The following is a 17,983-nucleotide window of genomic DNA, read 5'->3' as shown; positions in this document are numbered from 1 at the left end:
CCTTGCTCCTCTAGCTAAGGGTGACACCCACGCCCGCCCAGGCCTCCTCGACCGCACGGACCTCGGCCGACTCGGCGCCGAAGCGACGACCGGCGTTGGAGACCGTCAAGCGGGCGAAGGCAGCGAAATCCGCATCGTTGGCCAGGCGGCTGTCGCAGAGGGTGTCGTACCAGATCGGCCCGGCCTTTTCCCAGGCGTGACCGCCCAGGGCCAGCGCGGCCAGGTAGAAGGCCCGGTTGGGAATGCCCGAATTGAGGTGGACACCGCCATTGTCTTCGCGGGTCTCGATGTAGTCGCGCATATGGCCAGGCTGGGGATCCTTGCCCAGAGTCGGATCGTCGTAGGCGGTGCCCGGCTCGGCCATCGACCTCAGACCCCTGCCCTTGATCTTCTTGGTCAGCAGCCCGGCGCCGATGATCCAGTCGGCCTCGGCAGCCGTCTGCTTGAGCTTGTACTGCTTGACCAGGATGCCGAAGACATCGGAGACCGACTCGTTGAGTGCGCCGGACTGGTTGAAGTACACCAGCCCCGCCTCGCTCTCGGTGACGCCGTGCACCAGCTCATGAGCGATGACGTCGAGAGCGATGGTGAAACGGTTGAAGATCTCGCCGTCGCCATCGCCGAACACCATCTGCTCGCCGTTCCAGAAGGCATTCTGATAGTCCTGGCCATAGTGGACGGTGCCGGCCAGCGGCAGGCCCTGGCCATCGATGGAATTGCGCCCGAAGACCTCGTTGAAGAAGGTGAAGGTGGCGCCCAGGTAGTCGTAGGCCTCGTCCACCGCCACATCGCTCAGCGCCGGCTGGCCTTCCTGGCGCACCAGGCGCCCGGGCAACTGCATGGCATTGCCGGCATCGAAGATGCTGCGCTGCGGACTGGCGTCATCGGTACGCGGCAGCGGCCCGATCGGCGCCTGGCGCACCCCGGGCCGACCGGGATTGTGCAACAGACTCTGGACGTGGCTCAGGGTGGTCAGGGCGCAGGAACGCTGGTGTTCATCGCCATGATCGATGATGCGGCCAAGAATGTAGGGGGGAATCACTCCCTGGTAGGTGCCCGGATAACGAGACATGCGCGACCTCCTCCTCTGGGGGACAAAGGTCCCCGATCACCGCAGCGTGCGGTCCTGTCCGTTGGACCACGAAACAGCCGGACCACTCCCGCCTCTTCACCCGGAGGCAGGCTTCTGGTACAAAGGCACCCCACGCGGGCGTCGTATAATGGCATTACCTGAGCTTCCCAAGCTCATGACGAGGGTTCGATTCCCTTCGCCCGCTCCAGATTTCAGGCGGCCTCCAATCAGTCCTTGCGGACACGCTGATTGGGGGCCGTTGCGTTTCCGGGCTCTGCCAAGGGGTTTTGCGTGCGCGAAACCTACCCCGCTACCAGGCTCCTCACCCGCTGCGCCAGGGCCTCCACCGCGAAGGGCTTGGTGAGGATCGCCATGCCCGGCTCCAGGTGGCCGTCGCTGAGCAGCGAGGTTTCGGCGAAGCCGGTGATGAACAGCACCTTGAGCGCCGGACGCTGGACCCGGGCGGCGTCGGCCAGCTGGCGACCGTTCATGCCGCCGGGCAGGCCGACGTCGGTGACCAGCAGATCGATACGGGCATCGGAGTGCAGCACTTCCAGGCCGCCGGCGCCGTCGGCGGCCTCGATGATGACGTAGCCCAGTTCGCGCAGCAGATCGGTCACCAGCATGCGCACCGTGGGTTCGTCGTCGACCACCAGCACCGTGGCATGGGCACCTTCCAGCAGACCGGGCTGGCCCGCTGCCAGAGGCGAGCCGCATGGTCGCCCCACCGGTCGCAGGGGCAGGTAAAGGCAGACCGTAGTGCCTTCGCCTGGCATCGAGCGCAGCCGCAGCTGGCCGCCCGACTGGCGGGCGAAGCCATAGATCATCGACAGTCCAAGGCCCGTGCCCTGCCCCATCGGCTTGGTGGTGAAGAAGGGTTCGAAGGCCTTGGCGGCGACCTCCGGCGGCATGCCGCTGCCGGTATCGGTCACGCTCAGGTGCAGATAGCGCCCGGGGGCCAATTCGAAATCGCGGCTATCCCCTTCGCCGAGGGTGCGATGACTGGCGGCGATGAGGATACGCCCGCCGTTGGGCATGGCGTCGCGCGCGTTGATGCACAGATTGAGCAGGGCGTTTTCCAGCTGGGACTGGTCCACCAGCAAGGGCTGGTCGTCCGGCAGACTGGTGAAGTGCACCTGGATGGCCGGCCCCACGGTGCGCTGCACCAGGTCGAGCATGCCGCCCACCAGCTGGTTGACCACCGTGGCCTCCGGGGCCAAGGTCTGGCGGCGGGCGAAGGCCAGCAGCCGGTGGGTCAGGGCCGCGGCGCGCTTGGCGCTGCCCTGGGCGGCCAACAGGTATTTTTCCAGCTCGGTGAAGCGCCCCTGGCCGATGCGCAGACTCATGAGGTCGAGGCTGCCGGAGATCCCCGCGAGCAGGTTGTTGAAATCATGGGCCAGGCCGCCGGTGAGCTGGCCGACCGCTTCCATCTTCTGCGACTGGCGCAGGGCTTCTTCCGAGCGGCGCAGTTCCTCGGTGCGCTCTTCGACGCGCTGCTCCAGGGTGGCGGTCAGGTCGCGCAACTCCGCCAGGGCACGGTCGCGCTCGTCGGCCAGGGCACGCCGGGCATCCACGTCCAGCAGCACGCCGGGGAAGCGCAGCGGGGTACCGTCCGGAGCCAGTTCGACGTGGCCGTTGGCCTCCAGCCAGTAGTAGCGGCCGTCGCTGCGGCGGACCCGGTACTGGTGGGCATAGCGCCCACCGCGCGCGATGACGTCGGCGATGGCCGCGGCCAGGCCGGCCTGGTCGTCCGGGTGGACGGTGGCCACCACCTGCGCCAGGCTCAGGCCATCGCGGCCCAGCGCCGGGTCGAGGCCGAAGTTGATGGCGAAGGCCTCGTCGACGGTGAATCTGTCGGTGGGCAGGTCCCAGTACCAAGTGCCGATGATGGCACCGGCGGCGAGGGCCAGTTGTACACGCTCGGCGGCGGCCAGCACGCTGCTCTCCGCGGCGCGCGCGCTGTCGCGCTCGTCGATGCGCGCCGAGAGTTCCTGTTCGAGGGTCAAGTTGTGCCGGCGCAGGGCGGCCTCGGCCACATCGCGCTGGTGGTGGGCCTGGACGCCGGCAGTGGTCTCGGTGGTGATGTTGAGCATGCCGACGATGGCCTCACCGTCACGCAGCGGGCTGTAGGAAAAGCTCCAGTAGGTGTCCTCGGGATAGCCGTTGCGGGTCATCACGAAGTGCTTGTCGACGAAGTGCAGTGCCTCGCCGGACAGCGTCCGCTCGATCAGCGGCGCGATCTCGTCCCACAGTTCCGCCCAGACCTTATCGATCGGCTGCCCCAATGCGGCAGGATGTCGCGCGCCGAGAAAGGGGGCGTAAGCCTGGTTGTAGATCAGCGTCTGCTCCGCGCCCCAGGTGGCGCACATGGCGAAGGGGGACGCCATCAGCAGGTCGTAGGTAGTCCGGAGGGCCACGGGCCAGCTGGCGCGCGCGCCCAGTGGCGTGGTTTCCCAGGCGAAACTTTCGAGATAGGACAAGGGACGACTCACTGGCAGAGGCACTGAGGGATCTCGTGGCCGTCCGGGTCCGCTGCAGGAGCCCGGATGGCCATGATAGGCAGGTACGAGCCTGCCTGCCAGAGTTCCAGGTGACCGACGGCGCCGCCGCCCCCATCAGTGGCAGGCCGGCCCTGCGGCATGCTGTCCCGGTGAAACGACTGGCACGTCCGCCGTGCATCTCTTACCGTGTGGCCCCCGCTGTCGCTGTCAGGTATCCGCTCGTCATGTCCGCGTCTTCCACCCCGCCCGAGGGGCTGCAACGCAGCCTGTCCAATCGCCATCTGCAACTGATCGCCATCGGCGGCGCCATCGGCACCGGCCTGTTCATGGGCTCGGGCAAGACCATCGCCCTGGCCGGCCCCTCGATCCTGCTGATCTATCTGATCATCGGCAGCGCCCTGTTCTTTGTCATGCGCGCCCTGGGCGAACTGCTGCTGTCGGACCTGGACTACAAGTCCTTCATCGACTTCTGCACCGATCTGCTCGGCCCCTGGGCCGGCTTCTTCTGCGGCTGGACCTACTGGTTCTGCTGGATCGTCACCGCCATCGCCGATGTCATCGCCATCGCCGCCTATGCCCAGTTCTGGCTTCCAGGCCTCGCCCCCTGGATCCCGGCGCTGCTCTGCGTGCTGCTCCTGCTGGGGCTCAACCTGGTCACCGTGCGGCTGTTCGGCGAGCTGGAGTTCTGGTTCGCGCTGATCAAGATCGTCGCCATCTGCGCGCTGATCGTCACCGGCTTCGGCCTGGTGCTCTGGGGCTTCCAGTCGCCCTCGGGCAACGTCGCCAGCCTGGCCAATCTGTGGAACGACGGCGGCGTCTTTCCCATGGGGCTGGGCGGTTTCTTCGCCGGTTTCCAGATCGCCGTCTTCGCCTTCGTCGGCATCGAACTGGTGGGTACCACCGCCGCGGAAACCGCCGATCCGCGACGCAACCTGCCGCGGGCGATCAATTCCATTCCGCTGCGCATCCTGGTGTTCTATGTGCTGGCGCTGGTGGTGATCATGGCGGTGACGCCCTGGCGCCAGGTGGTGCCGGACAAGAGCCCCTTCGTCGAACTCTTCGTGCTGGCCGGCGTGCCCATGGCCGCCAGCCTGATCAATTTCGTGGTGCTGACCTCGGCCACCTCCTCGGCCAACAGCGGCATCTTCTCCACCAGCCGGATGCTCTATGGCCTGGCCCGCGAAGGTCATGCGCCACGCGGCCTCACCCGCCTTTCGCGGGCGGCGGTGCCGGCGCGCGGGCTGGTGCTGTCCTGCCTGTGCCTGCTGCTGGGTACGGTGCTGATCTACCTGATCCCCAACCTGGTCACCGCCTTCACCCTGGTCACCACCCTGGCCGCGGTGCTGTTCATGTTCGTCTGGTCGCTGATCCTGCTGGCCTGGCTGGCCTATCGCCGCAACCGTCCGGAGCGCCATGCCGCCTCGGCCTTTCGCCTGCCCGGCGGACGCTGGGTGTGCTACGGGGTGCTGGCCTTCTTCGCCGCGGTGCTGGTCCTGCTGACCCTGCAGGACGACACCCGCCAGGCGCTGCTGGCCAGTCCGCTGTGGTTCCTGCTGCTGGGCGTGGGCTACTGGTGGCGCAGGCGGCGGGCGGTACGCGCCGGCTAGACCGGCGCTGGGCGCTCAGCCCACCGTCCAGAGTTCATCGAGCCGGGTGGTGTAGCGCGGGCTGAGCAGATCGCGGCGCATCTGCCAGGCGGGATCGCGCGGAATCCGTGCCGGTCTCAGGGTCTCGCGACCGAACCGGCCGTTGATGGCGTCCAGGGTCGCCATCAGTCGGGCAGCGGCCGGATCCGGGGCGGCGGCGAAGAGATCCGCCGCCACCTCGCCACGGCCGCAGAGATCGAGCAGCAGCACCTCGGCCTTGGCATAGCCGAAGCCGTCGCGAAAGATCTCGCGCAGGCCCGCCTGGGCCTGGTCGTTGAGCACCCGGGTGTCGTCGCTGGGCGCCAGCAGGTTGAGCAGGGCGGCATTGGCGTAGCGGCCGTCGTCGGCGCCGTGCATGCCGGTCTGGATACTGACCCTCAGGGTGCGACAGAGCGAGCCCTGGGCGCGCAGCTTTTCCGCGGCGCGGGCGGTGTAGCTGGCCACCGCCTCGGCCAGGGCGCCGAACTGGTACTGGCGGCGCCCGAACATGCGACTGCTGCAGATCGTCTGCCGTGGCGCTTCCAGTTCCTCCAGGCTCAGGCAGGCCAGTCCGCGCAATTCCCGTGCGGTCTTTTCCAGCACCACGCTGTAGCGCTGGCGCAGCGACCAGGCGTCCTGCCCGGCCAACTCCCAGGCCGTGGTAATGCCCTCCCCGCGCAGGCGCGCGGCCAGGCGTCGGCCGACCCCCCAGACGTCTTCGATGGGCGAATGCTTGAGCACCCAGTCGTGCACTGCCGGGTCGCGCAGATCCAGCACCCCGCCGGTGCGCGCCGGCCAGCGCTTGGCGGCGGCATTGGCCAGCTTGGCCAGGGTCTTGGTGCCGGCGATGCCGACGCTGACCGGGATGCCCGTCCACTTCTGCACCCGCGCTTGCAGGCGCTGGCCGAGGGCATCCAGGGGTTCGGGCAGGCCGGCCAGATCGGCGAACACCTCGTCGATACTGTAGCGCTCCAGGCGCGGCACCAGGGTCGCCAGGGTGCGCATCACCCGATCGCTGAGATCGCCATAGAGGGCGTAGTTGGAACTGAAGGCCTCGACCTCGCCGCGCCGGGCCAGTTCGCGCACCTGGAACCAGGGCGCGGCCATGGCGATGCCCAGGCGCTTGGCCTCGGGCGAGCGGGCGATCACGCAACCGTCGTTGTTGGACAGCACCACCACCGGCCGCTGCGCGAGATCGGGGCGGAAGACCCGCTCGCAACTGCAATAGAAGGCGTTGCAGTCGATCAGCGCCAGCACCGACTCAGCCATGGCCGAAGCGCCGCAGGCTGTGGGTGGCGACGCCCCAGACCTCGAAGTCGTCGCGCTCGCCGATAACCAGGGGCGCATAGGCGGGATTTTCCGCCAGCAGGACGAAATGGGCGCCGCGCCGGCCGAGGCGCTTGAGGGTGGGTTCGCGATCGCGTACCGCCACCACGATGTCGCCGACCCGTGCCGGCCGGGCGCGATCGACGATCACCAGATCGCCGGCGAAGATCCCGGCGCCGGTCATGCTGTCGCCACTGACCTGGATGACATAGGTGTGGGGCGCGCGCAGGTCGACCAGTTCGTCCAGCGAGACCTGGCGCTCCAGATGATCCTGGGCCGGCGAGGGAAAGCCGCACGGCAGGCGAAAATCATAGAGCGGCAGCCGGGTCTCGGACGACTCCAGGCAACCCAGGACGGTAACGGACATGACAAGGCGCTCCTGCGGATAACTGTCTATTTATACAGTTATCCGCAGCTGCCGTGTTGTAAAGTCCGACCTAACCCTCGCCGATGAGCGGCGCCCTCAGGCGCTGAGGCGAAAGCGCGAAACGATGCCGCGCAGGTCCTGGGAGAGACCGGCGAGACGCTCGGCGGTGCCGGCATCGGCCTCGATACCACTCAGGACCTGCAGGGTGCTGGCGCGGATGCCGGTGGTGTTGCGGTTGATGTCCTCGGAGACCGCGGCCTGCTGTTCCGCGGCGCTGGCGATCTGCACGTTGACGTCGACGATGCGCTCCACGGCGGCGCCGATGCTGGTCAGGCTGACGCTGGCCTGCTCGGCCGCCGCGACGCCGGTCAGGGCATGGCCGCGACTGGCCTGCATCTGCCCGACGGCCTCGCCGGTGGCGGCCTGCAACTGCTCGATGATGCGGCGGATTTCCTCGGTGGAGGTCTGGGTGCGCGAGGCCAGGGTGCGGACCTCGTCGGCCACCACGGCGAAGCCACGGCCCTGCTCGCCGGCCCGGGCGGCCTCGATGGCGGCGTTGAGCGCCAGCAGGTTGGTCTGCTCGGCGATGGTACGGATTACCGCGATGACCCCGCCGATGGCCTGGCTGTGGCTTTCCAGGGCCGCGACCTTGGTGGCGCTGAGGTCCACCTCGGCGGCCAGGGCCTCGATGGCCTGTTGCGTCTGCTGCATCACCCGGGTGCCTTCCCGGGTGGCCTGATCGGCCTGCTGGGCGGCGGCCACGGCACCTTCGGTGTTGTTGGCGACGTCCGCCACGCTGGCGGTCATCTCGGTGATGGCGGTGGCCACCTGGTCGGTTTCGCCCTGTTGCGTCTGCATGGTCGAACGCGCCTGGCCAATGGAGCCAGCCAGAGATCCCGAGGCCTCAGCCACCGCGTTGGAGGCCTGATCGACCTCCCGCAGCGAACGACCGAAGGCCTCCAGCATCGCGTCCAGGCTACGGCCGATGTCGGCGATCTCGTCACGTCCGCGCAGGGCGGCGCGGCGACTCAGATCGCCCTGGGCAGCGGCGGCGGTCACCCCGACCAGTTCGGCGATCCCCTGGCGCAGCGCCTGGTAGATACCGGCGAAGGTGTAGATCAGCAGCAGCAGGGCACCCAGGATCAGGCCCACTACCAGATTACGCAGCGTGGTCGCATGGACCAGTCGCTCGGCCAGCAACTGGGAGAGCTGGCCCTGCGCCTCTTCCTGCACCTTGTAATAGCGGGCGACCACGGCATTGCCCTGGGTACCCAGGGCGCGCCCGGAGACCGTACCCTCGTTGGTCATGGCCGCCTGCATGCCCTGGCGGAAGTTGGCATAGTCATCCGCCGCCTGGGCCAGGGAGCCCTTGAGGCGCTGGGCCAGCTCCGGCGCCTGACGTGCCAGGAGTCTGAGACCCTGCTCCAGTTCGTCGGCGCTCTGCCGTTCCTGGCTCACCACGCTGCGCGCCAGATTCAGACTGGCGGGATCGAAGCGATTATTGGCGCTCAGGCCAAAGGCCAGGCCACGTAGCTGGCCGATGAGGTTGATTTCCCGCGGCAGGCGCACGGAGGTGATGTCGATGAGAAAGAGACTGGTGTAATCCGAGTCCAGCGCCAGGCCGGAGGTGGCCGAGACGTAATAGAAGAGATTCAGGGTCTGGGTCAGTTGCTCGTTCCAGGCCTCGAACACCTCCAGTGAGGTGCCCGTAGTCCCCTGCATCAGGCGCTCGGCGCCCCGTCGCAGCTGGCTCAGGCGATCCCCGGTTTCCAGCTGGGTGCCGAGTTCGCGGTCCAGCCGGCCCAGATCGTCATAAGCCTTGAGCAGGTTGTCACGGTTGTTCTGCCAGTCCTGCTGGGCGGAGGCATCGCCATCCTGGAGCCGTTTGGTCAGGGCGCGCTGCAACATGCTCAGGCGAGCGACCGGGGTCAGTTGCGTCAGATAGCGCTGACCGTCGATTTCCTGCACCAGGCCGACGCGCTGTTCCTGGATATCCTGATAGAGATAGACACTGAGGAAGATCAGGGGCACCAGGACGATGGCCGCCAGACAGGCGAATTTGGCGGGGAATCTCAAGCGATTCATTAGACTTACGACAGGGGTCAACAGATTCATGGCGAGCTCACGGGCGGCAGGAGGGATCACTCGGGCTGTACCGCCCAATTTGTGACCTAATAGACAAAGTATTCTGTAACAGTTCTATCGTTATCGGCCTGCCGCTTCGCTTATATGGCGCTTTGCCACCCGACGGTCGAAACGTGCCCCTCAACGGTTGCAGGATGGCTCTAGCATGCATGATGTAGTGATTCTCAATGCCCTTGTGCTGGATGGTCGAGACCGTCCGGGCCGGGTACTCGACGTGGCGATTTCCGGCGAACGCATCCAGGCGCTGGGGGAACTGGCCGGGCAACCGGCACGGGAGGTCCGCGATGGCAGCGGCCTGGTGCTGGCCCCCGGTTTCATCGATGTGCATACCCACGACGACACCATGGTCATCCGCCGGCCACAGCAGCTGCCCAAGCTCAGCCAGGGGGTCACCACCGTGGTGGTCGGCAACTGCGGCATCAGCGCCGCCCCGGTGAGGTTGCGCGGCGAACCGCCGGATCCACTGAATCTGCTCGGCCCGGCCGCGGTCTTCGGCTACCCCACCTTTGCCGCCTACCGCGCGGCGGTGGAGCAGGCGCGGCCCGGCGTCAACGTGGCCGCCCTGGTCGGCCACACGGCGTTGCGCAGCAATCATCTGGACGATCTCCAGCGTGCCGCCACCCCCGCCGAAATCGCCGCCATGCGCCTCGAATTGCGTGAAAGCCTGGCGGCTGGCGCCCTGGGGCTTTCCAGCGGGCTGGCCTATGCCTCCGCCGCGGCGGCGCCGACCGCGGAGGTGGTCGAATTGGCCGCGGAGCTGGACGCCGTGGGCGGACTCTATGCCACCCACCTGCGCAGCGAATTCGCCGCGGTGCACGAGGCCCTGGACGAAGCCCTGGACATCGGTCGTCAGGCACGGGCGCCGGTGGTGGTCTCCCACTTCAAGTGCGCCGGGGTGGACAACTGGGGCCGCGCGCCGGAATTGCTCGGCGCCCTGGAGCAGGCCGCCCATCGTCAGCCGGTCGGCTGCGACTGCTATCCCTATGCGGCCAGTTCCTCCACCCTGGATCTCAGGCAGGTCACCGATCGCCACCGCATCACCATCACCTGGTCCACCCCGCATCCCGACTGCGGCGGCCGCGACCTGGCCGCCATCGCCGCCGACTGGGGCCTGGATCTGCAGGAAGCCGCCCGTCGCCTGCAACCGGCGGGCGCCGTCTACTACGGCATGAGCGAGGCCGATGTGCAGCTGATCCTCGCTCATCCGCTGAGCATGATCGGCTCCGACGGCCTGCCCGAGGATCCCTTCCCCCATCCGCGGCTCTGGGGCGCCTTCCCGCGGGTGCTGGGTCATTTCAGCCGCGACCTCGGCCTCTTTCCGCTGCACACCGCCGTGCACAAGATGACCGGCCTGTCCGCCGCCCGCTTCGGCCTCAGCGGGCGCGGCCTGATCGAGCCGGGCGCCCAGGCCGACCTGGTGCTGTTCGATCCCCGGCGCATCCGCGACGTGGCCGACTTCAGCGACCCGCAACGGCCTGCCGAAGGCATCCACGCCGTCTGGGTGAATGGCCGCCTGGCCTATGTCCCGGACCAGGCCATTGGCGAACGCCATGGGCGCTTCCTGCCACGCGCCGGCGATCTGCGGCACGGCTTCCCGCGCCCTTGCTAAGCGCTACCGGGTAACGCCTCGCCCTGGTGCGTCCTCGTTACCTTCCGCCACCTCCCGGTGCCCTCTGAGGCACCGGGAGCACCCTCTGCTGCCTGTCGCTCAAGCCAAGCCCTTGATTTGCAACGCCGGGCGAATAGCTGGCACAGTCACTGCAATCTATTCCGTTGTTACGAACAAACTTCCGCTATAACGGAAACGGAGAGACGCTATGACAGGCAAGACGAAGGGGTGGAAAACGCTGGCGCTGCTGGTCGGCCTGGTCGCCATGACCGGCGCCCAGGCGGCCAAGCTGGATGACGTGCTCAAGCGCGGCCATCTGGTCGTGGGTACCGGCAGCACCAATGCCCCCTGGCACTTCCAGGGCGCCGACGGCAAGTTGCAGGGCTTCGATATCGATATCTCCAAGGTCATCGCCAAGGGCCTGTTCAACGATCCGGAAAAGGTCGAATTCGTCGTGCAGGGTTCGGATGCGCGCATTCCCAACCTGCTCACCGACAAGGTCGACATCAGCTGCCAGTTCATCACCGTGACCGCCAGCCGCGCCCAGCAGGTCGCCTTCACCCTGCCCTACTACCGCGAGGGTGTGGCCCTGCTCCTGCCGGCCAACAGCCGCTACCAGCAGATCGATGACCTCAAGGCGGCCAAGAGCGACCTGACCGTGGCCGTGCTGCAGAACGTCTATGCCGAGGAACTGGTGCACCAGGCCTTGCCCGGCGCCAAGGTCGACCAGTACGACAGCGTCGACCTGCTCTACCAGGCCCTGGGCACCGGTCGCGCCGACGCCGTGGCCACCGACCAGTCCTCGGTCAAGTACCTGATGACCCAGAATCCCGGTCGCTACCGCTCGCCCGACTACGCCTGGAGTCCCCAGACCTACGCCTGTGCGGTCAAGCGCGGCGACCAGGACTGGCTGAACTTCGTCAACACCGCCCTGCACGAGGCCATGACCGGTGTGGAATTCCCCACCTACCAGGCTTCCTTCAAGAAGTGGTTCGGCGTCGAGCTGCCGTCCCCGGCGATCGGCTTCCCCGTCGAGTTCAAGTGATCCTGGCCCTGGCGCGGCCCGTCCGCGCCCTCTAGGTAGACGTCGAGCATGAACTACACCCTCAACTTCGCCCCCGTGTGGCAGAACCTGGACCACCTGTTGGCCGGGCTCGCCCTCGGCCTGCAGCTGGCGCTGGTGGGCATCGCCATCGGCTGCCTGATCGGCCTGGCCACGGCCTTCGCCCTGCTCTCACCGGTGCGGGCGCTGCGTTGGCTGGCAGCGGGCTACGTCACCCTGGTGCGCAACACCCCGATCCTGGTGCTGATCCTCCTGCTGTACTTCGCCCTGCCCAGCATCGGCATCCGCCTGGACAAGCTCAGCTCCTTTCTCATCACCCTGGCGCTCTATGCCGGCGCCTACCTGGCCGAGGTGTTTCGCGGCGGCCTCATGGCCATTCCCAAGGGCCAGCGCGAGGCCGGTCTGGCCATCGGCCTGCGCGAATGGCAGATCAAGGCCTACGTCATCATTCCGGTGATGCTGCGCAACGTGCTGCCGTCGCTTTCCAACAGCTTCATCTCGCTGTTCAAGGACACCTCCCTGGCGGCGGCCATCGCCGTGCCGGAACTGACCTACCAGGCGCGCAAGATCAACTTGGAAAGTTACCGGGTCATCGAGACCTGGCTGGTGACCAGCGCCCTCTACATCCTCACCTGCTACGTCATCGCCCTGCTGCTGCGCCAGCTGGAGCGGCGGCTGAGCCTGACCCGCTAGGAGCCCGATCGTGTACGAAGCCCCTTCCTGGTTCCTGGAATTGTGGAACGCCCGCCAGACCCTGGCCGCCGGTTTCGCCACCACCCTGGCCTGCTCCGTGCTGGCGGTACTGGGCGGCACCCTGCTCGGTACCCTCGGCGGCCTGGCGCTGACCTACGGGCGCTGGCCGCTGCGCCTGCCGTTCCGCATCTATTCCGACCTGATCCGGGGTACCCCGGTGTTCGTGCTGGTGCTGGCCTGCTACTACATGGCACCGGCCCTGGGCCTGCGGCCCACGCCCTTCCAGGCCGGCACCGCGGCGCTGCTGCTGTTCTGCGGCTCTCATGTGGCGGAGATCGTCCGCGGCGCCCTGCAGGCCATTCCGCGTGGCCAGCACGAGGCGGCCAAGGCCATCGGCCTGACCTTCGCCCAGAGTCTCAAGGAGGTGCTCCTGCCCCAGGCGCTGCGCCAGATCCTGCCGACCTGGGTCAACGCCTCCACCGAGATCGTCAAGGCCTCCACCCTGCTCTCGGTGATCGGCGTGGCCGAGTTGCTCCTGAGCAGCCAGCAGGTCATCGCCCGCACCTTCATGACCCTGCAGTTCTATCTGTTCGCCGGGCTGCTGTTCTTTCTCATCAACTTCGCCATCGAGCGGCTCGGCCGCTATCTGGAAAAACGGGTGACCCTGCCATGACCGATTCCAACGTCCCCCTGCTGAGCATCAATGACCTGCACAAGAGCTTTGGCGCCGTGGAGGTGCTCAAGGGCATCGACCTGTCCCTGGATCGCGGCGACGTGGTCACCCTGATCGGCTCCAGCGGCTCGGGCAAGACCACCCTGCTGCGCTGCGTCAACCTGCTGGAAGACTTCCAGGGCGGCAGCATCCGGCTGGCCGGCGAGGCCATCGGCTATCGCGAGGAAGGCGGTCGCCGCCAGCGCCTGCCGGAGCGCGAGATCGCCCGCCAGCGCTCGCTCACCGGCATGGCCTTCCAGCAATTCAATCTGTTTCCCCACCTCACCGCCCTGGAAAACGTCACCCTCGGCCTGCGCAAGGTCAAGAAGATGGGCAAGGACGAAGCCGTGGCCATCGGCGAGCAGTGGCTGCGCCGGGTCGGCCTGATCGAGCGCCGCGATTATCATCCCGGCCAGCTTTCCGGCGGGCAGCAGCAGCGGGTGGCCATCGCCCGCGCCATCGCCATGAATCCCAGTCTGATGCTGTTCGACGAACCCACCTCGGCGCTGGACCCGGAGCTGGTCGGCGAGGTGCTGGCGGTGATCAAGGACCTGGCCCAGGACGGCATGACCATGCTGCTGGTGACCCACGAGATGAGATTCGCCTACGAGGTGTCCGATCGCATCGTCTTCATGAGCCAAGGCCGCATCGAGGAGCAGGGTCCGCCCCGCGAGCTGTTCGAGCGGCCGCGCTCCACCCGTCTCGCCGAATTCCTCGGCCGGACCTCTTTCTGAATCCTTCCCCCGTAACAGGAGCAACCTTATGAGCATCACTCGATACGGCGCCGGCGAACGCGGCGCAGGTGGTCAACCCCTGCCCTTCGCCCGCGCGGTGGAAGCCGATGGCTGGCTGCACGTCTCCGGCCAGGTGGCCATGGAGAATGGCGAGATCATCGACGGCGGCATCGTCGCCCAGACCCACAAGACCATGCAGAATCTGATCGCCATCCTCCACGAAGCCGGCTACGGTCTGGAACACGTGGTGCGCGCCGGCGTCTGGCTGGACGATCCGCGCGACTTCTGGAGCTTCAACAAGGTGTTCGCCGAGTACTTCGCCGGCAACGCCCCGGCGCGCGCCTGCGTGCAATCCTCCATGATGGTGGACTGCAAGGTCGAGATCGACTGCATCGCCTACAAACCCAAGAGCTGAGACAACCCGGAGCCATGACCGAACCTACCCGCCAGCGCGCCCGCGGCCTGGACCGCGCCTTCGATATCCTCGATCACCTCAAGCGGGTGGGTCGGCCGCTGCGACCCAACGAGATCGCCGCCGGCCTGGGCATTCCCAAGTCCACCGTCTACGACCTGGTCGGCCTGTTGCTGGAGCGGCACATGCTCGATGCCGTGGGCCACGACGGTCAGGTCTACCTGGGCCGCGAGCTGTACTTTCTCGGCCAGGCGCACCTGCGCCACTTCGATCTGGCCCGCGAGGCCGGGCTGCTCTTGGACGACATCGTCGCCCAGACCCGCGAGACCGCCCAGCTGTGCCAGCTCAACGGCCGCAAGTACACCGTCTCGCTGATGAAGGAAGGCGCCCGCGCCTTTCGTATCTCGTCCAATGTCGGCGAGGACGCGCCCATTCCCTGGACCGCTTCCGGACGACTGCTGCTCGGTCATCTGAGCGATGCCGAGATCCTCGCCCTGATCGATCCGGACGACTTCATCCTGCCCGACGGCAGCCGCCTGGCCCCGGCGACCTTTATCGCCGAGATCCGCAGCGCCTGCGCCGCAGGCTTCTTTTCCTTCGACAGCATCGCCGACACCTACACCCACTGCTTCGCCGCCCCGGTGCAGGACGCCAGCGGCCTGAGCATCGCCACCCTGTGCATCGTGGCGCCCCGCGCCGACGCCCAGGCCCACCATGCCGAGTACCGCCAGGTGCTGGTCGACAGCGCCCGCCGCCTGTCCCGGCGCCTGGGCGGCCAGGAGAATCCATGACCCCTCTCAACGCCCCCGAGAAAGGCGCCGCCAGTCCTGGCGCCAGCCTGCTCAGCGACATCGCCCTGCCCGCCCTGGTCATCCACCAGGACGCACTCGACCACAACATCGCCTGGATGCAGGCCTTCGCCAGCGAGCGCGGTGCCGAACTGGCGCCTCACGGCAAGACCAGCATGGCGCCGGCGCTGTTCCAGCGACAACTGGCCGCGGGTGCCTGGGGCATGACCCTGGCCACCGCGGTGCAAACCCGCGCCGCCCAAGCCCATGGCGTGCGCCGGGTACTGATGGCCAATCAGCTGGTGGGCGCGCCGAACATGGCGCTGATCGCCGAATTGCTCACCGCCGATCCGGACTTCGACTTCCATTGCCTGGTGGATCATCCCGACCAGGTCACCGCCCTGGGTGTCTTCTTTGGCGCACGCGGCCTGGCGCTGCAGGTGATGATCGAATACGGCGTACCTGGCGGCCGTTGCGGTTGCCGCAGCGAAGCCGAGGTGCGTGAACTGGCCCGCGCCATCGCCGGGCAACCGGCGCTGCACCTGACCGGCATCGAAGGCTACGAGGGGGTGATCCATGGCGCCGAGGCGGCCACCGACATCCGCGCCTTCGCCGATTCCCTAGTGCGCCTGGCGGAGGAATTGCGCGGCCAGGGCGCCTTCGCCCTCGACCGCCCCATCGTCACCGCCTCGGGTTCGGCCTGGTACGACCTGATCGCCGCCGCCTTCGACCAGCTGGAAGTGCGCGAGCGTTTTCTTGCCGTCATGCGCCCCGGCAGCTATGTGGTCCATGACCACGGGATCTATCGCGATGCCCAGTGTGGCGTCCTGGCCCGCACCGGTCTGAACGAGGGCCTGCAACCGGCGCTGGAGGTCTGGGCGCATGTACAGTCCATGCCCGAACCCGGTTTCGCCATCCTGGCGCTAGGCAAGCGCGACATCGCCCACGATGCCGGCCTGCCGCTGCCACTGCGCCGCTACCGACCGGACCAGACCGCTGCCGACGCCGTAGACGTCAGCGGCTGCACGGTCACGGCCATCATGGACCAGCACGCCTTCATGGTGGTGGCCCCGGGGACAGCGCTGGCCATCGGCGACATCATCGCCCTGGGCACCTCCCACCCCTGCCTGACCTTCGACAAGTGGCGCCAGGGCTGCATCGTCGACGAAGGTCTGCAGGTCGTGGAGACCTTCGCGACCTGCTTTTAGGCTTGTTTGAAAGGTCGTCGAACGAGGGTCAGGCAAGGCAAAAATCTGTGAGGAAGCGGAGTTTACGAATGGTAAATGAGCATTCCGAACAGATTTTTAACGCAGCATGACCGAGTGCAGGCACCTTTCAGACAAAGCCTAGGGGCGCAGCTCGCCCTCTTCCTCCCCATCCCAGTAACGCACGCGCTCGGCATGCACCTTGATGAGGATCATGCCGGGCGTGTCGGTGCCCTGGGGAAACCAGCGGTCCAGACTCTTGGTCCAGTGCGCCTCGAATTGCGCCTTGTCGCGGATCAGCTCGGCATGCCCCTCGATGCCGATGAAGAGGCCGGGCTTGCCGAGCAGACTCTTGCCCTCGCTGAAGCTCAGCCCCACCGCCGGATCCTGCTCGATGTCGCGGATCTTGGCCGAGTCCTCGTAGGCATAGAACCAGGAGTCCCCGTCATATTCGACGTCGCCGTTGTTGCTCATCGGCCGGCTGGTCAAACGCCCGGTGCCGGTGGTCAGCATGCAGAAATCCAGATCGCGCATCGCTTTGGAAAGGTCGTGCAGGGTCTTGTCGGCCATGGGGGTCGCTCCGGTTGGACGGGCAGGCAGTGCCCGTCTGCATTCAGACCGGGGGCGGCGGCCGCTTGGTTCCGGCGCGGCGGTCGCGACCGGGCTTTTCGGACGGAGGGCGTTCAGTGGAAATGACCTGCACTCATGCAGATCGGTCATCCCCCTGTCGCCTTATGCCAACGCTCCCTTTCTTAGGCCGCACCTGCCATTCAAGTGTCACCGCCGTTAAATAAAACCAACAAGCGCGCCAGGGAAAATCCCAGCGGACCAAGTTCGACTTGGTTGCCGATACAGCAACTTTCGGCAAGCACCCCATCTTCGAATGAACGCCACCCCTACTACTTAGCGGAGAGATTCTTCATGAGCAGTAAGATCTCGCTATTGATGGTATCCACGACACTCTGCCTGACGTCACCGGTATTCGCCGCCGTTATCAACCACGATCAGGTACAACAGATCCGTGCCGACGCCACCGCCGTCGAATACTACTATCAGCCGATGATTGCCGACGGTCCGGACTCCTGCAACAACTATCCGGCGGTGGATTCCGCGGGCAATGTCAGCGGCGGCCTGCATCCCTCGGGCGCTCCGGATGGGCATTGTCGCGGCACCAATGGCCAGGTCTATTCGCGCATGGCCGAATACTTCAAACACTGCGCGATCATGTATTCCTGGTATTTCCCGAAGGATCAGCCGCCGAACTATCTGGGCGCCGCGGGCGGTCATCGCCATGACTGGGAAGATATCGTCGTCTGGACCAATGAGTGCAAAGTCGGCTCGCCCATATTGAAGATAGACTATTCCACCCACGGCAAATATCAGGTGAACTTCAATCCCCCCGTCTGGCGCGGCCGCAGCGGCTATCTCGCCCAGGGCGTCCATCCCAAGGTCACCTATCATGCGACCTACAAGGGCTTCGCCGACCACTCTCCCGATGCCACCAACGACATGGGGCGCAGCCAGCCACTGATCAGCTGGAGCCGGATGCCGGTACCCGCCAAGAACACCCTGAACAGCTATGACTTTGGCGCGGCAAACGTACCCTTCAAGGATGGCGGGGCCTTCTGGTCCAACCTGCAGAAGGCCTGGCAGACCCAGTGACCCTGTGGGGTAGCTGGGGCTCCCTGGCTGCGTGGCCGCAGGCGTCCAGCCAACGATGTGCTGGCGACT

At 66.8% G+C, this 17,983-nt stretch carries 16 protein-coding genes and 1 tRNA gene; 11 read left to right on the top strand and 6 right to left on the bottom strand.

Annotated features, from left to right (window positions below; translation table 11 throughout):
- Positions 1-10 precede the first annotated feature (10 nt).
- The gene (locus OMP44_RS22120) at positions 11-1,072 is read right to left on the bottom strand and encodes a M4 family metallopeptidase (protein ID WP_280311295.1); all 1,062 of its coding nucleotides are present in this window, start codon (positions 1,070-1,072) and stop codon (positions 11-13) included.
- A 134-nt stretch (positions 1,073-1,206) separates the two neighbouring features.
- Here OMP44_RS22120 and OMP44_RS22115 point away from each other — a divergent pair.
- A tRNA-Gly gene (locus tag OMP44_RS22115) sits at positions 1,207-1,280 on the top strand.
- Positions 1,281-1,374: 94 nt separating this feature from the next.
- Here the strand turns inward: OMP44_RS22115 and OMP44_RS22110 are convergent.
- Positions 1,375-3,552, bottom strand: coding sequence for a hybrid sensor histidine kinase/response regulator (locus OMP44_RS22110; RefSeq protein WP_348529690.1), 2,178 nt, complete (start codon positions 3,550-3,552; stop codon positions 1,375-1,377).
- A 245-nt stretch (positions 3,553-3,797) separates the two neighbouring features.
- Between OMP44_RS22110 and cycA the strand changes: the two genes are divergently transcribed.
- Positions 3,798-5,180 (top strand): D-serine/D-alanine/glycine transporter, encoded by a 1,383-nt coding sequence (gene cycA, locus OMP44_RS22100; RefSeq protein WP_280311293.1) that lies wholly within the window; start codon positions 3,798-3,800, stop codon positions 5,178-5,180.
- Positions 5,181-5,195: 15 nt separating this feature from the next.
- Here cycA and OMP44_RS22095 read toward each other — a convergent pair whose 3' ends face one another.
- The 3 genes from OMP44_RS22095 to OMP44_RS22085 form a co-directional block, all read right to left on the bottom strand.
- Positions 5,196-6,467, bottom strand: coding sequence for a Y-family DNA polymerase (locus tag OMP44_RS22095; protein WP_280311291.1), 1,272 nt, complete (start codon positions 6,465-6,467; stop codon positions 5,196-5,198).
- On the bottom strand, positions 6,460-6,891 hold the full coding sequence (locus OMP44_RS22090) for a LexA family protein (protein WP_133862066.1): 432 nt from the start codon (positions 6,889-6,891) through the stop codon (positions 6,460-6,462). The genes OMP44_RS22095 and OMP44_RS22090 overlap by 8 nt, the downstream gene beginning before the upstream one ends.
- A gap of 96 nt (positions 6,892-6,987) precedes the next feature.
- Positions 6,988-9,006, bottom strand: a complete 2,019-nt coding sequence (locus OMP44_RS22085; RefSeq protein WP_280311288.1) for a methyl-accepting chemotaxis protein — start codon at positions 9,004-9,006, stop codon at positions 6,988-6,990.
- A 175-nt stretch (positions 9,007-9,181) separates the two neighbouring features.
- Between OMP44_RS22085 and OMP44_RS22080 the strand changes: the two genes are divergently transcribed.
- The 8 genes from OMP44_RS22080 (at position 9,182) to OMP44_RS22045 (ending at position 16,255) form a co-directional block, all read left to right on the top strand.
- Positions 9,182-10,645: an N-acyl-D-amino-acid deacylase family protein gene (locus OMP44_RS22080; RefSeq protein WP_280311286.1), complete on the top strand. Its 1,464-nt coding sequence runs from the start codon at positions 9,182-9,184 to the stop codon at positions 10,643-10,645.
- Positions 10,646-10,910: 265 nt separating this feature from the next.
- On the top strand, positions 10,911-11,690 hold the full coding sequence (locus OMP44_RS22075; protein ID WP_236712125.1) for a transporter substrate-binding protein: 780 nt from the start codon (positions 10,911-10,913) through the stop codon (positions 11,688-11,690).
- Positions 11,691-11,738: 48 nt separating this feature from the next.
- Positions 11,739-12,401, top strand: a complete 663-nt coding sequence (locus OMP44_RS22070) for an amino acid ABC transporter permease (protein ID WP_133862070.1) — start codon at positions 11,739-11,741, stop codon at positions 12,399-12,401.
- A 10-nt stretch (positions 12,402-12,411) separates the two neighbouring features.
- The gene (locus OMP44_RS22065) at positions 12,412-13,074 is read left to right on the top strand and encodes an amino acid ABC transporter permease (RefSeq protein WP_273863102.1); all 663 of its coding nucleotides are present in this window, start codon (positions 12,412-12,414) and stop codon (positions 13,072-13,074) included.
- Positions 13,071-13,847 (top strand): amino acid ABC transporter ATP-binding protein, encoded by a 777-nt coding sequence (locus OMP44_RS22060; RefSeq protein ID WP_273863103.1) that lies wholly within the window; start codon positions 13,071-13,073, stop codon positions 13,845-13,847. Before OMP44_RS22065 ends, OMP44_RS22060 begins: the two co-directional genes overlap by 4 nt.
- Before the next feature lie 28 nt (positions 13,848-13,875).
- Positions 13,876-14,262: a RidA family protein gene (locus tag OMP44_RS22055; RefSeq protein ID WP_273863104.1), complete on the top strand. Its 387-nt coding sequence runs from the start codon at positions 13,876-13,878 to the stop codon at positions 14,260-14,262.
- Between the two features lie 14 nt (positions 14,263-14,276).
- Positions 14,277-15,050 carry an IclR family transcriptional regulator gene (locus tag OMP44_RS22050; protein WP_280311281.1) on the top strand — a complete coding sequence of 258 codons (774 nt, stop codon included), beginning with the start codon at positions 14,277-14,279 and terminating at the stop codon, positions 15,048-15,050.
- Complete coding sequence (locus OMP44_RS22045; protein WP_280311279.1) at positions 15,047-16,255, top strand: amino acid deaminase; 1,209 nt, start codon at positions 15,047-15,049, stop codon at positions 16,253-16,255. The genes OMP44_RS22050 and OMP44_RS22045 overlap by 4 nt, the downstream gene beginning before the upstream one ends.
- Positions 16,256-16,393: 138 nt before the next feature.
- Here the strand turns inward: OMP44_RS22045 and OMP44_RS22040 are convergent, their stop codons facing one another.
- Positions 16,394-16,822 (bottom strand): pyridoxamine 5'-phosphate oxidase family protein, encoded by a 429-nt coding sequence (locus OMP44_RS22040; protein ID WP_280311277.1) that lies wholly within the window; start codon positions 16,820-16,822, stop codon positions 16,394-16,396.
- A gap of 351 nt (positions 16,823-17,173) precedes the next feature.
- Here OMP44_RS22040 and OMP44_RS22035 point away from each other — a divergent pair, with 351 nt between their 5' ends.
- A complete protein-coding gene (locus OMP44_RS22035; RefSeq protein WP_187981213.1) occupies positions 17,174-17,914 on the top strand; it encodes an NPP1 family protein in 741 nt (246 codons plus the stop codon).
- The last annotated feature ends 69 nt before the right edge of the window (positions 17,915-17,983 follow it).

The sequence above is a fragment of the Pseudomonas flavocrustae genome (genome assembly GCF_029872515.1).
GTDB lineage: Bacteria > Pseudomonadota > Gammaproteobacteria > Pseudomonadales > Pseudomonadaceae > Chryseomonas > Chryseomonas aestiva.
Note: the sequence above shows the minus strand (reverse complement) of the source record. Positions and strands in the feature narration are given on the sequence as shown.

Coding starts and splice junctions, on each gene's coding strand:
- OMP44_RS22045 (WP_280311279.1), top strand. CDS start 15,047: ATGACCCCTCTCAACGCCCCCGAGAAAGGCGCCGCCAGTCCTGGCGCC.
- OMP44_RS22080 (WP_280311286.1), top strand. CDS start 9,182: ATGCATGATGTAGTGATTCTCAATGCCCTTGTGCTGGATGGTCGAGAC.
- OMP44_RS22095 (WP_280311291.1), bottom strand. CDS start 6,467: ATGGCTGAGTCGGTGCTGGCGCTGATCGACTGCAACGCCTTCTATTGC.
- OMP44_RS22050 (WP_280311281.1), top strand. CDS start 14,277: ATGACCGAACCTACCCGCCAGCGCGCCCGCGGCCTGGACCGCGCCTTC.
- OMP44_RS22075 (WP_236712125.1), top strand. CDS start 10,911: ATGACCGGCGCCCAGGCGGCCAAGCTGGATGACGTGCTCAAGCGCGGC.
- OMP44_RS22055 (WP_273863104.1), top strand. CDS start 13,876: ATGAGCATCACTCGATACGGCGCCGGCGAACGCGGCGCAGGTGGTCAA.
- OMP44_RS22035 (WP_187981213.1), top strand. CDS start 17,174: ATGAGCAGTAAGATCTCGCTATTGATGGTATCCACGACACTCTGCCTG.
- OMP44_RS22040 (WP_280311277.1), bottom strand. CDS start 16,822: ATGGCCGACAAGACCCTGCACGACCTTTCCAAAGCGATGCGCGATCTG.
- OMP44_RS22090 (WP_133862066.1), bottom strand. CDS start 6,891: ATGTCCGTTACCGTCCTGGGTTGCCTGGAGTCGTCCGAGACCCGGCTG.
- cycA (WP_280311293.1), top strand. CDS start 3,798: ATGTCCGCGTCTTCCACCCCGCCCGAGGGGCTGCAACGCAGCCTGTCC.
- OMP44_RS22085 (WP_280311288.1), bottom strand. CDS start 9,006: ATGAATCTGTTGACCCCTGTCGTAAGTCTAATGAATCGCTTGAGATTC.
- OMP44_RS22070 (WP_133862070.1), top strand. CDS start 11,739: ATGAACTACACCCTCAACTTCGCCCCCGTGTGGCAGAACCTGGACCAC.
- OMP44_RS22060 (WP_273863103.1), top strand. CDS start 13,071: ATGACCGATTCCAACGTCCCCCTGCTGAGCATCAATGACCTGCACAAG.
- OMP44_RS22120 (WP_280311295.1), bottom strand. CDS start 1,072: ATGTCTCGTTATCCGGGCACCTACCAGGGAGTGATTCCCCCCTACATT.